The organism is Candidatus Williamhamiltonella endosymbiont of Tuberolachnus salignus (assembly GCF_964019775.1).
Taxonomy (GTDB): domain Bacteria; phylum Pseudomonadota; class Gammaproteobacteria; order Enterobacterales; family Enterobacteriaceae; genus Hamiltonella; species Hamiltonella defendens.
In genome coordinates this window covers 1,837,268-1,851,511 of the sequence record NZ_OZ026471.1, presented here as the reverse complement: position 1 = coordinate 1,851,511, position 14,244 = coordinate 1,837,268, and the positions used below count along the sequence as shown (strand labels likewise).

Sequence of the window (14,244 nt, the reverse complement as noted above, 5' to 3'; positions counted from 1 at the left end):
AAATTTAGCCTGACCAATAGACTAAACAATATAATGAGGTTATAAAAATGTAAAAATTCTTGATGCGACAGAACCGATTTTTTTAATAGGGATAATAATCATGAAGCAAAAAACGTTTTTTGAGACGGATTACCTGACGGCTCCTGTGCCATTAGAGGCGCGTCACAGTCTTCTCAGTGTTACCCTGGTTCGGGTAGGGATGATCACCGCGTTATCTCAATTCATGCTGGGGGCAACGTTAGGTTATTCCATGACATTTGCTCAAGCAATGCTGGCCACATTTCTAGGTAGCGTCATCTTGCAGTTTATTAGCTTAGGTTTAGGAATAGCCGGTGTTCGTGAAGGGTTATCCACCAGTCTGTTAGCACGTTGGTGTGGGTTTGGTCGTATGGGTTCCGTGCTGTTTGGAATGGCTATCGTGATCAGTTCATTAGGTTGGTTTGGTGTACAAAATGCCGTTTTCGCTAAAAGCCTGGAGTATGCCCTAGGGGGGAGGCTTGGTTTTGTTGGTTGTGCGACGCTCTCGGGGGCTGTACTCACTGTATTGGTGGCGTTTGGATTTCGTGCGTTAAGTTGGACCGCAAAATGTGCCGTTCCGCTCTTTTTCTTGGTGATTGTGTGGATTTTTGTCACCTTGTTACAGAAATATCATATGATAGACATCATGACCTCCTCTTTATCTGCTGGCGCCCCTATGACATTAAGTGCTGCGGTCACAGCGGTGACAGGCGGATTCATTTCTGCGGCCATTATTACCCCTGATATCAGTAGGTATTGTCAAAATCAACAGCATGTTTTTTATATGACCCTTACTACCATCATCGTAGGAGAAATCATTGTCTGTGGTCTTGCTGCGGTGACTGCCCATGCACTTGGCACGGCTGACGTCGTGACTATTATGATACAAACATCAGGGTGGATTGGCTTGCTCTGTGTCATTCTCGCCGCGATTAAAGTGAACGATGTCATCTTATATTCCGCGTCTTTGGCTTTAGCCAATATCCTGGAAGGGGCTATCGGGAAAAAATGCTCTCGCATTTGGCTGACGATGATATCAGGTGTCATAGGTACCATGCTCTCCATCATGGGAATTTTAGATAAGTTTACTGATTTTCTGATTATGTTAGGTGTGGTCTTTCCCCCTATTGCGGGGGTGATGTTAGTGGATTACTATATTCTGAGAACCAGTCGTTCGGTGCTTGAGGCGGCTCGTCAAACGCAGGCATTGCCAAGTAGGGCATCAGTGCCATTAATAGGGTGGCATGCCATCGCTGCTTGCGTTGTGGGGGCTTTGGTAGGCATAACGGTTGAAAGGGGGATTCCATCCCTCAACTCATTGTTGGTTGCTAGCCTTTGCTACTGGCTGACTCACAAAATCTGCAAGAAGTAAGTCAAGCCATATCACATTCCCTGGTTGTGCTCTGGCATGCCAGTTATTTTTTGAAAATTATTTATATGCCAATCGCCATTAAAAACCTTAAAAAAATTTAAAAATAAACTGTAAATAGGGCCATGAAATACAATTCCATGACAGACAGTCAACAAAATATTTGTCATTTAATATATCGCTGTCGTTTTGCTATAATAAAATAAGACGTTTAATCGGATTAATATTGATGAAAATTATGAATAAAAAAGTTTAGATGAAAACTTTAGTCAATCCCTTTTGTAAACGGGTCTGTCAGACGATGACCGCGATACACTAATTTAATTAAGAAAAAAAGTCAGTTTTTTTTCAACTGCCGCTCTACTTGAGATAGACAGTTTTAATTAACTCACTGAATTCTTAGCTGGAGAAAAGAGAATGAACGAACATCAAAACAGTGAATCAAAAAAATCAACAGTGGATTCTCTAGGTAAAGTCCCCATGATTGCGATGATGGAGCATTCAAAAATGCCTTGGGGGATAAAAGATAATCAGTCAAGATATGTTTATTTGAATGAGGCCGCACTGGATATGGCCAATATTCCAGCAGGATTCGATTTTGAAGGGCGTCTAGATGAGGAATTTCCATGCCCATGGTCGGAATTTGCCCCAGAAATTTATGCCCAGGATAGAAAAGCGGAAAGTAGCCATCAGACAGCAGAAACAATCACCACTTCATATTATACTCGTCAGGCAGTGCTGGAACCCTATTATATCCCAAAATTTCCCATTTATAATCAGAATGGAGAGAGTTTAGGGACTGTTTTTTGTACTAAAAAATTTAGCTTTGTCTCTATCAGTGATTTTTTCAATCATTTGAAACCCTCCGTGCTGACATTAAATCCCCCGGTAGACATTTTTACAGAAAAAGAGCTTGACATCATATTTTACGCCTTTCAGAAGCTGTCCTCTAAGGAGATCGCGACAAAGTTGTGCTTATCTCATAGAGCTATCGAGAATAGATTACAAAGAATTTATGAAAAAATGGGCGTCACCTCACTGGCTGGGTTGATAGAATATTGTCACACAACTGGACTCAATCACCATGTTCCCAAAAATTTGTTGAGACAAGGGATAGAATTTTTTTGGTAGTGCGGAATAAATATTAAAGGCTCTGTCGCATTAACGACTTGCAGGGCAATATGATAGCACTGAATGATTTTTATCTTATGGTGCTCCCCCATGTCTCTGACGAGAAAAGCCTTCAAACGTTTTTATCCCCATCGGTGTGATAGATAGCCCATGTGTCCGTTGGATTCTGGCGTATTTCAGAGTGAATTAGAGAGTAAAGCACCAGGTGCTTTGGTTATGGAGCTGGTGACGCTGAGATTCAAGACAGAATTTATCTTGCTTAAAGGCGAGAACCCGATTAAATGTGAAAAAGCACACTCTAAGAAAATGATTTGTCTAAATTCAATCAGAAAGATTTAGCAACTTTAGCCAATGCCTTTAATAGATTTTTTTTTAGAAAATACCGCCTATGAATTTTGGGACCATGCGCAGCACCCAACGATGCAGAGTCCAATGGTCAACCAAAATACCCCCGTTCTGACATCATTTCTTCCAGGTTTCGAAAACTCAGGGTATACGCCAGAGTTCAAGGACACACTGTGCTATCTATCACACCGATGGGGATAAAAACGTTTGAAGGCTTTTCTCGTCAGAGACATGGGTGAGCAGCAGTTAATGCGACAGCACCAGAAAAACGATTTGTTATTCAAGCTCGTTTGAAATCCATGAAAAGGGGATTCGAACTTATATCGAGAAACACCATTATAACACTTGTGAGGCATGACCGATAATCTGCTCATACAGACAACTAACGCTAAAGTTTGAACACATCTGTACCAATGTTTTAGGGGTTTTGTCTTCTAATGAAGCCATGGCGTCTAACATCGATCCCAGGCTGTATTTTTTTTCTTTCAATTCAATTGTCTCTAGCGCTGCCTTCCTGTCTTCGTTAAAATGCACTACCACAGTCACGTTATCTTTTGAGTCAGAGTCACCTACACTGATCTTCAGATTTTTTCCCTCCTTTTTTATCCAAACCTGCTCAGGAGTGATATCTCCAGATAATGTCAACGTATCATTCCCCCCGCTGTCGATTATCTGAATTATCTGATCTGCCTCATCTCCTCGACCAAACAAATAGTGATCGTTGCCAGTGTCACCATAAAGCAGGTCGTTTCCTGGTCCTCCCGAGATGTCTTTCTCCCCTTGATTTGTGGCGATCGTGTTTTCCTCCCGCCCAGCAAACAATGGAATATTCTTTTCTATTTGATGCAGGATCATATAGTTTCCATTTTCAGTTTCTATTTCTTTCCCTCTCACCTGTGAGGGATGTGAGATCTGGAGAAAATTCTTTTCACCAGATGTCTTGGTGTTTTCTTTGATCCTGACCTCATTATGGTGGATTTCAACCTCTTTTCTGTCTGTGCCAGAGAGGATGAAGAGAGTCTGGTTTTGATCAGGAGTCATCCCTGATTTGAGTCTAATCGTTTTTTTCTTATGACGCTCTGTCCCAGAAAAGATCATCAAATCGTCCCCGTCTTTTTCAAAGACCGCGGAACCAAAGTCAAAGGGTAATCCCACCGTATATTCCCCTTGAAAGAGATGTTCGATCACGACTTCTTGGCCCTGGTCGCCCGGATGAGGCTGGATAAGATACAGATGAGTGCCCTTCTGGCCCTTAAGGTGATCACTGCCCATCATACTGCTGAGTATAGATAAGTTTCGGCCGCCAATCAGATCGTCATGGAATCGGGTATCGCGCGGATGTAAACTCAAAAAAGAAGGTAATTGAGAAATTTGATCCCCTACGGTCACCCTGTTGTTTGAGGCATCTTGAATGACCCGGATGTTGCGCGATACTCTTCCCTGAGTGCGCGTTTGAAAACTTCGGTCCAGGTCTGGGTTATAGAGGGCCCCTAACGTGATGGAGACTGGAGTTGACAGGTTGATCGGCGCAGGGGCGTATTCTGGGAAACCGAACATCACTATCCCATCTCGGCTGTTGATCAGATAATTATGTTGTAACAAGCCCTCTTTGTTGTAAGCATTTTCTAACTTAAGCGTTGTGACGGCAACCCCATTATCATTGAGCAGATTAACCGCAATATGCTGGCCGTCAATCTTGACGCTCTGTATCTGGTCGGCCCTATAATTTAAGGAGATTATGCTCGATTCCATCAGCGTCTCTTTGATGATAATTTGCGCGTGGGTGCCACTCTGATAGATAAAGTAAAGATCGGTTCCTTTTCCTCCGTCAGCGATACCCGCCTGTAACATTAAAACATCATTTCCATCATCACCGATGAGATGATCAATGCCCCCCTTTCCGTCTAATATATTATTTTTGGCGTTTCCGATCAGTTGATCATGGGTTTGAGCGTGTCCAGACGCATTCTCGATTCTATTAAGATGGGCTATCTTTTGATCAGGCGTATCAATGTGGGCAATATAGCCTTCCTCACCCAGGTTGATGAGCCAGCCTTTTTTTCCCTCAGGTGTGATCAGGGTTTCCAGAGTGTCTGTATACTCGTCGGGTCCTTCGGGATTGTCTCCTCCGTCGAGCATCCCTGGTTGGTCAGGCACCGATGAGGTCACTAATAAAAATCGATCTGATAAAACACCCCCTGTCAAATGAACCCTCCCGATGCCGACTTCAAAGATATTTTTTTTACCGGGTACGCCGGTGATCGTATCGTTGCCTCCCCCTGAAGTGATATAAACTGACTCATTTGGCGGGACGTCGGTGTAAAAAGGATGCGCAAACACTTCCCCTTTTTGATTAACGGATAAGAGTTTTTTGTCTAAAACAGCATTTTTCGAGCCAGAAAAAACCCCTAAAATAGATTGTTCTTTTTTGATCGTTAAACGATTGCGATAAAAAGACTGGCCATTTTTTCTCATCTCAGGTGAGGTCTCACGCTGCACCAGGCAGCCATCAGGTTGAGTCTCAAACACAACAAAATGGCCGTCATCTTGAATGAAGATCAGATCATCCAGACCATCATCGTTCATATCAGTTGCCTGCAATTGAGAGGATGTCGAGCCATACACTTTTGCAAGCCCTGCAAGGGGTTCCCCAAAAAAGACAGTGAACTTTCTTTCACCCGCTCTGGTTTTCGCTGTCAAAAACGAGGAGGGAGGAATTATTGCATTCGTTGCTGAAAAAATAAGCGAATAACGGCCATTTTTGGTCACAAAGAGCGCATCTGCCTGACCATCGCCATTAAAATCGCCCTTAAGTTGATAGGCATACTGTCCCTCTTTCATTCGATCCAGGGACTGGAGGGTGGTCTTTGATGACGGCTCAAGGATAACCCCCTGGCTGTCGAATGTGCCTTGGGCATTGCCAAAATACACCAGCACCTCATGATGATCTGAAAAAGCACTCACAGGCACCAGAAGATCCAGATGGCCATCACCATCGAGATCCAGCAAAAGGCCAGGGCTGGTATACAATATCGGTCTGTAGTAAAGCTGCTTTTTACCATAACCGGCTTGATAAGCTGACAAGGAAAGACTCAAGGTGTTTTTGCTAAAAGTCCCGTTTTCTTGTGCACTATAAATATCGAGCGGGAGTGTCTCGTTGTTCACTGGCTGTGCAATGATGATGTCGGCGCGACCATTACCATCGATGTTGCCGACGAAACAGGGTAGATTAAGAACTGCGCCACCAGGCCCATAATATAAAGACGGCACGTCGTCTATTCGCCGGGGTTTTTCGAAATACCCTTGTCGATTCCCTTCACTAACATACAGGCCGTTAGGTGAAAAAATCATGATATCCTCAATACCGTCCCCATTCATATCTCCTTTTTTCACATGATGATCGGTTCTCATCGGTTCGATTGATGCAGTCAGAGAAATCGGGGGTTCCCTTTCTTCAAACTCTAACCAAAGTTCGCCGACTTTTTCTTGATAGCTCTGAGACTCAACGTGTTTGAGCTCAGATAAGCTACTCTCGTCGCGATCTGTGATCCCCTCTGGGGTATAAAATTCATAGGGCGTCTCCACGAAATGTAAATTCGTATAACGTGGTGAACCATCTGATAACTTTTTATTCTGATATTTTTGCAGCACGTCGATTTTTTTTTCGGGCGTGATCTCTTCTTCGAAGGTATCGATCACGCTCCCCTCCCCAATTATTGAAACTACCCTGGTAAGAACGGTAAACAAGAATCGGTCTATCCCTTTCAAGGCAAGATAACGACCGGCTTTTAGGGTGACCAGTCTGTCGCTGTAATAAACAGTGCCCACCCCTTTTTGAGTTCTGGCGAACGCCCGCATCGAGGTTTTCTGCAGGGCCTGAAAATTCGCTTTGGCTGCCTCTTTTGTCTCGATATATCTCATGGGATTCAGTAAGTGTGCAGGTTGTTTAATATTTAAGAACGTCCTGACCCCAGTCTTAAATTCTTCCCAGGGGGACATGGTCGGAGAGTATTTTTTGATCTCTTGGGTTTCTTTAACCGCCGAATAAATGTGCGCCGTGACGGCCATGAACGCGGCACTAACGAGGCCAACCGGTCCTGCAACAGCGGCCGCCGTTCCCCCGAGCGCCATTGCAAAAGCCAGGCCAATAGTGACGGTCACGCTGGTAGCCGATAGCGTCCCAGAGACGATTAAATCCTGCCGAACACCCGGGTCGGAGGTGGTCTTCAATTTTGAGAACGAGTCGTACGTAAAAAAAATGTCCCAGGCAGCAGACAGAAAACTGAGATACACAAATGCCCGCCCAGACCAACGGAGTTGACTGAGGTGATTGCTGGACAGGGTATTGACGCCTGAGGTCTGTTGTGCGACAAGCCCTTGACGGATGACCGCCTTCTGAAATCGGCTCAGTCCATACTGTGACCCATCAATCCCGAGATTGCTGACCAAGGTGGCGATGCTCTGATTGCGATGAGCAATCCACTGCTCTTTGTCTTCTTTTGAGAGATGGTCAAAACTGTCTGTTTGATAATAGCGAAGCAGATCTTTGATTATCATAAAATAACTATAATAGTTCATCCCCTTTTGACTCCTGTTGAACCATCTCTGTTGTCGAGAAGACAAAGAGAAATAAGGTGTCTGGGTCTTCAGGCGTTCCAAACGGGCGGGTAAGGTATTTAATTGAGTCAGATGTGCTTTCGCGAGAGGCAGATCAACTTGACGGATATCCAGGGCGTCTAGAGAATGAAAAGTCTTTTCAAGGAAAGTTTGAGCGGCCTCGATATTCCTGGAGTGACTCGTATGAGTGAACGTGAAGAGGCCCCAGTGAGGATGGTAGAGGGTGACGATAGAGCCCTCTTGTGTTTGCCGGGTGGTCAAGGTGAGCACCTGGTGTCCCCACCGCAATAAATACTGTTGATTGGGCTCAAAAGACCGTGACCTCAGTGGTTTGAGAAAGGCGTTAACCTCGGCAGGGTTGAGGGGATCCAGGGAGTCCATGGCAAAAAATCGCTGAAATTCCTGTAACCTCTGTTGATCTGAGGGCGAGAGTATGCCGGCTCGGTGCTCCTCTATCAAGTAACGAAGCTCGACGACATCGATAAAATCTCTTCCCAATTGAGGGCTCTTGTCATGGGCAGTGAGAAAAGCAAGATTGAGGCCTAGAGCGCCTCTCAAGCCGGCCTCTCCATGAAGAGGGAGACGTGTCTGGCCAGAGAAATCATTCGTCCGGATCTGGATCTTCACCTTGGGATAGTCTTTTGCGATTTGAGTGAGGTACTCAGACAATTTTTCGGGGTGCTGTGCCTGAAAACGTGCCTCCACATCAGGGATAGGCAGCGCTTCAAATGACTCTGGAATTGGCTCCGCTTGCAATACGGCTAATCTTGAGCGCCACTGTTGGTAAGTCTTGGGATTGGATAAGACATCGACAGCCTCTTGCACCAGGTGTGTAGAAGTCTGTCCTTCTCGCAGAAAACAGGCGTTTATTTGGGTGAGGTTGTCTGGCGTTAATGAAGAGAGCGAGACTTTACCATGAGCTAAATTGTCGGTGAGAGCCAATAGGGTGGTCACTCTGGTTTGCAACGGCTGAAGATAGTCTGTCTTTGAGTCATTTAGGGTTAAACCCAATCTCGTAGAGCTTTTATCCTGCTCAGCTGAGAAAGGTTCTCGATGCCCAACCCCTTGCGGGTCTTCCTGATCGGTGATGTGAATTTTGTCCTTGTATCCCACGATTTTTTGAGGCAAAACGGCTGAGGGTATGACAGTGAGTTTTGAGGCAAAATCGTATAAATAGCCGCTGCCATCGGTATTGGCCAAGTGGCAGCCAATCAAGGCAACTTCTTCAACCGGAATGGGCTCAAAGGAGGACGGTACCTGGGCTTTTTCCTTCACGTACAGGTACATATTGTGATGAATTTGCGCTAATTCAGAGGCAGAGCACCCGGCTAAGCTCTGAGAGTTCAGTGAATCTCCTTGGACAGAACGTCCATACCCGACATAAAAGAATTTCAGTGAGCCGTATTGTCTGGCACTTTTGAACACATTCGTATCGCCCTGAACCAAACGAAGAGTACCCGCCTGGTCCCTCTGAAATAAGACAGATTGAGAGGAATGTTTAAGGAAAAGATTTTTTGCAGAGTCGCGAACAACCTCATCATCTTCGAGTTGCACAATCATACGGATGGCGGTTTTGGGGTTATCTGGGCGAAGAGAAGAGGGCGCACTATTTTTGTGGCTATGGGGTTGGAAATTCGGTTGAGACCATTGCTTAACGAGCCTTCTTCTTAGAGGCACTTCAGGGGCGTATAAATGTGTCTTGGCCTTCTGGCGATTACTGTGGTGGGAGAGGCGATCGACTTGCCTATCGACGGCGATTTTATTCTTATATGACTCAATACGGGGTTTAAGCGCCTCAAGCGAAATCTTCATCAGTTCCCCTGCAAGGGTGGGATTGTCGATTAAGCTTTGTTTTATTGATTGGACATCAAGAGAGTTTTTCGCTATTAAACGTGCCAGCCATTTAGTATAGGGCACCGCCATCGACACTTTATTTTTGGAAAATGTTCGTTGTAAAACCGGTAGACAGTCAGCAAAAAAATCGATATCTGTTAAAGTTTTATAAGCATCCGTTCCCGCTTTGATAGCAAAACTGAAAAAATGTAATAGCCACTCTTTTTTTGGGGTAAGATTTTTTGGGGATAAACAGAGGGCTTTGGGATGTTTTTGCTTCAGTGCATCCCATGTGGCCTTTGCAACAGTCTGTTTTTTGTCTTCAGACAGTGCTAAAAAAGCGTTTTGTAGTCCAGAAAAATGTTCCAGTACCTTTTTTTTAGTGGCTCCTATCTGTTTTGAGCGCCCAAATAAATAGCGACCGTTTTCATCAAAGGCAGAGTTGTACGTTTTGGCGGGCTTTTCAGCACGAGTGGGATCTTTTTTATGCCGATCATATTTTTCTTGAATAGCTTCCCGTAATTTGCGATAGCCTTCATCCATCACAAATATTCGGTCACCGTCAAAATCCCCACTCATATACTCCTGGTCTTTGATAGGGATGGCCACAGCATCGCGTCCGTCAAAGATATCTAATGCCACTAAGGCGCCTCGGGCGTTCAACGGACCGTCCTGGCTGAACTCGTCTCCTTTTTTACTTTTCCAGCTGCTGTGAGTCTTAATATCAGCCTAAGATATCGCGATATCACTTTGACTATATGCGTCAGGCCAAAACTCATCAGGAACCACCACGAGTAACCCTTTAGCAAAAGACATAGGAGGAGCGGAAGTCCTTGTTGAGGTGCTTTGTGTCTTATTTTCAACGACAAGTGTGTATTGTATGATTTGGCTCTTATCCAAAAACTGGGCCGTGTTGCTTTTTGCGCTGATCTTTTCCTGGGAAACAGGTACCAGGTTAGCCTGGTCATAAGGAGCCCGCCCCATGATTGTGCCATCCGTCCGTGTTTTTAATCGTGTCGAATGGACCTGGTCGTCGGAAGAAGGGATAGCGATGAGGCTACGGCCGCTGATCCCCGCACTGGTCAGTAAGCGATACAATAAGAGCTTAAAAGCTGTCTCATTGGGATCTCCACTGTGATTATCGAGAAAATTTATTTTTTCCCTTAATTTTGTGATTATCTCTGCTTTGACCTCTTCTGGTAACGTCATCGTATAATGTTGCAGGGCTTGAGTCGGCAGGTAATTAAGCTCGGTCGGCGGAACAACTTTGCCCTGGTGCTGTTCTTCTGCCCCTGTGTTACTAGTCTTTTGGGCGTATTTTATTGCTTTGAGACCGGTCATCTTCTCCGCGAGACTTTGTTTAATAAACCCCGTACCATCATGAAGACGTAGCTTTATCTCTGCATTGTCTGAATTTTTTAATACAAAGGGATGTTCTGTATCTGCCTCACGGTTTCCAAAGACCTGAATCTTAAATCTTCCTTCCAGAGCATTGCCCTGATCACCGTTCTTAGGCTGTGCCATTAACATTCTTTGAAAATACCAGAAGCTTTCTTTGTTGGGGAAGAGCTTTGATATAAATTGGGTAAAAGTGGCTTCAGTACTGGTTTCACTCACCGGAACACCGATGATCGTGCCATAATGATCAGAAGTTTTTCCGCTTAAAATATCTTCGAGTTTATCGGAGGGGCGTTTCATACGATTACCGCCGAACAGATCAATGCGATAAGGTTTCTTTTTAAGATAAATCAGTTTGTCCAACAAATATCCACTGAGATTTCCTGGTAAGGCGACTTCGATCATTTCAGCCTGAGCCTGCTGCTGATTGATAAACCGGCCTAGAAGAGAATAGGGCAGCTCACGACGTCCCTGTTCTGTCCCCTTAATATTCGTGCTAATCAAAGTCAATTTTCCTCTATCATCAGAGACCCTTGGAGGATGCTCGAAACCCTCAAAAAGCCGGGAATACGGCTGTTGCCATTGCGCCGGCTCCCTGGTATTCAAGGTTTGTTCGTGACGTTGCGTAAATGTATCCAGGGTTGAGTCAGTGCTTCCTGAGAAGGATCTGTTTTCCAGGTCAGCTATCAAGTTCCAGCTATAGGCTGAAAGATCCTGGATCAATATGTTGTCTGCCTGCTGAGTCAATACATTTTTAAGCCAGCTTTGTATAGACGCTTTGAGCTGTGGTTTCAAAGTCTTTTCTTTTACTTGATCATACACTTTGAGCAATTGATAACAGGTCAATGCCATGAAGCGACTCTGAGTGGCTTCTTCTTGATTAAACTGCTGTTGTGGGTTACTCATAAAACCCAGTTTACGTTGAATGTCAGGAAATAACTTTTCGAGGACTGTTAATGCCCTGTCTTTAAGGGGGGAAGAACTGGGCTTGATAAGAGGCCATAACCCCATCGACAGGTTACCCAAAGTTTCCAGATTGATGCCTTTTATCCTTTTTTTGGAATCATCCCCATTGATAAGAATTTCAATTCTTTTTAACAGTGGGTCCGCAATCTGATCATATAAATCTGAATGGTTTGAGTAAGCTTTTAGCAACATCGTGGCCGAGAGAAAGTCCATTTCATTTAACCAGGATTGCAGCGATTTCACGATAAATTGCTGTATACGGTTTAACCCCTCATAGAACGGATCCGCACTGGTTTCCAGAAAAAATTTATTGAAGGCATTGGCTAAGTTGGCTAAATTTTGGGGCGTGAATTTGGATAAATCGCTCGTTTGAATTTTTGTGGCAATCTCGAGGACTGAGATTTTCATAGATTCTTCCTCAGGCCATCTGGCAAAAGCATGAGCCAGGTTGGCTAAGCTTTGCTCATTAAATTCAGATAAATTCTTGTTTTTATTCTGAATCTGTTTGGCAATCTTGAGGGCGGCGGGTTTCATATTTTCATCAGGCCATTTGGCAAAAGCATGGGCTAAGCTGGCTAATTCTTGCTCATTGAATTTAGATAAATTCTTGTTTTTATTCTGAATCTGTTCGGCAATCTTAAGCACTGCGGGTTTCATTTCGTCGCTAACCCATTTTGCAAAAGCATTGGCCAAGTTGGCTAATGCTTGCGGCGTGAATTCAGATAAACTCTCTCTATTCTGAATCTGTTTGGCAATCTCGAGCACTGCGGGTTTCATATCTTCGTCAGGCCATTTGGCAAAAGCATGGGCTAAGTTGGATAATTCTTGCGGCCTCAATTGAGGTAAACTCTTGCTATTCTGAATCTGTTCGGCAATCTTAAGCGCGGCGGGCTTCATATATTTGTCAGGCCATTTGGCAAAAGCATTGGCCAGGTTGGCTAATGCTTGCGGCGTGAATTCAGATAAAGTCTTATTTTTATCCTCAATCTTGGCAAGATTCTGAATCTGTTTGGCAATCTCGAGGACTGCGGGTTTCATTTCGTCGCCAGCCCATTTGCTAAAAGCATTGGCTAAGTTGGCTAAATCTTGCTCATTGAATTCAGATAAATTCTTGTTTTTATTCTGAATCTGTTTGGCAATTTCGAGAGTGGCGGGTTTCATATTTTCGTCAGGCCATTTGGCAAAAGCATTGGCTAAATTAGCTAATTCTTGCGGCTTGAATTGAGATAAATTCCTGTTTTTATCCTGAATTTTGGCAATAGTCTGAATCTGTTTGGCAATCTCGAGGATTGCGGGTTTCATTTCGTCGCCAGCCCATTTGCTAAAAGCATTGGCCAGGTTGCCCAATCCTTGCGGTGTGAATTGAGATAAATTCTTGTCTTTATCCTGAATCTCTTTGGCAATCTCGAGAGCTGCGGGTTTCATATCTTCGTCAGGCCATTTGGCAAAAGCATTGGCCAGGTTGGATAATTCTTGCGGCCTGAATTGAGATAAATTCCTGTTTTTATCCTGAATCCTGGCAATGTTCTGAATCTGTTTGGCAATCTTTCGGACTGCGTCTTCCATAGGTTTTTTACGCGGCCATTTGCTAAAAGCATTGGCTAAGGCGCATAGCACCACCACAGGGGGTCGGATTTTTTCTAGATCGACCTGCTTTACATAATTCGCAATACTTATAGCGGCTTTTTCACAAGTTTGATTTCTAGAGTTACGCGAAAAAAATGTTACCAAGTAACTTAGGTCTTTTAAGGGGGGATTAGGTTTACTTATTATTTTTTTAAAATATTCATTTATTTCTTCAATGGATTTATTATCTAAATTTAACATTATTTACATGATTCATAATTTATATAAAACTGAGGATTAATATGGGCGTTTTTTTTACGGTTCGGTCGCGTTAACGATTTTTACCTTTCTACGACCCCATTATGTTTTGATTTAGTCTCTAAGATAACGCTGTATTTTGCGATTACTCAGAAGGTCTAACAGGGAGGGAACTTCCACTTCCGGCAGTACCAATGAAATTGGTCATTAAAAATTTCGTATATTTCAATGATTTTGACATCATCTTATAGTGATTTAATTGAGGGTAAGGCAATGTGCTCAACATGTCCTTCGCCTGTGATTGAATATGAATTATCAATAATAAAATTAGAATGAATAAAATTTGTTCATTCAACTGCTTGCAGATTTCTCCCATAATCGCTAACCAAAACTGATGTATCATCCCTGCTCATAAGTGAACGGAGATTATCAGATAAAAATGAGACCTACTCAAGATTTAGCGTTTAAGTACTGGAAAAAGATAACACTGTTTTTACTTGAGGGCTGGCGGGCTCAGGTTCGTGAATGTGTTAGTTTGAGATGAAGGTTTAATGTAAAGAAAAGTGCCATCATCATGGCTGACAGAGGATTCACCTACCGAGCTGGAACAAAACATATTCTTGACCAGGGAGGAGATCTAGTAGCTAGAATGAATTTACGCGCCCTCCCGTTAATGACTGAGGAAGGAGACAAGTTTACAACTGAGTTCCTAACGCACTCTGGCACAGAGAGGATATGGAGAA

At 43.8% G+C, this 14,244-nt stretch carries 6 protein-coding genes and 1 pseudogene; 3 read left to right on the top strand and 4 right to left on the bottom strand.

Annotated features, from left to right (window positions below):
• Positions 1–100 precede the first annotated feature (100 nt).
• A complete protein-coding gene (locus AACL23_RS09055; protein ID WP_100096374.1) occupies positions 101–1,390 on the top strand; it encodes a cytosine permease in 1,290 nt (429 codons plus the stop codon).
• A gap of 414 nt (positions 1,391–1,804) precedes the next feature.
• Positions 1,805–2,518, top strand: coding sequence for a helix-turn-helix transcriptional regulator (locus tag AACL23_RS09050; RefSeq protein ID WP_100096373.1), 714 nt, complete (start codon positions 1,805–1,807; stop codon positions 2,516–2,518).
• A 396-nt stretch (positions 2,519–2,914) separates the two neighbouring features.
• Here the strand turns inward: AACL23_RS09050 and AACL23_RS09045 are convergent.
• Positions 2,915–3,096: pseudogene (locus AACL23_RS09045) on the bottom strand (IS6 family transposase); the annotation flags it as partial.
• A 38-nt stretch (positions 3,097–3,134) separates the two neighbouring features.
• Between AACL23_RS09045 and AACL23_RS10315 the strand changes: the two are divergent.
• Positions 3,135–3,221, top strand: a complete 87-nt coding sequence (locus AACL23_RS10315) for a hypothetical protein (protein WP_100097098.1) — start codon at positions 3,135–3,137, stop codon at positions 3,219–3,221.
• On the opposite strand, the gene AACL23_RS09040 is transcribed toward AACL23_RS10315, so the two are convergent.
• From AACL23_RS09040 to AACL23_RS09030, 3 genes are all read right to left on the bottom strand, one after another.
• On the bottom strand, positions 3,200–9,976 hold the full coding sequence (locus AACL23_RS09040; protein WP_339051280.1) for a C80 family cysteine peptidase: 6,777 nt from the start codon (positions 9,974–9,976) through the stop codon (positions 3,200–3,202). The genes AACL23_RS10315 and AACL23_RS09040 overlap by 22 nt on opposite strands.
• A 66-nt stretch (positions 9,977–10,042) precedes the next feature.
• The gene (locus AACL23_RS09035) at positions 10,043–13,408 is read right to left on the bottom strand and encodes a hypothetical protein (RefSeq protein WP_339051279.1); all 3,366 of its coding nucleotides are present in this window, start codon (positions 13,406–13,408) and stop codon (positions 10,043–10,045) included.
• A gap of 238 nt (positions 13,409–13,646) precedes the next feature.
• A complete protein-coding gene (locus AACL23_RS09030) occupies positions 13,647–13,904 on the bottom strand; it encodes a hypothetical protein (RefSeq protein WP_100096371.1) in 258 nt (85 codons plus the stop codon).
• Positions 13,905–14,244: the final 340 nt, after the last annotated feature.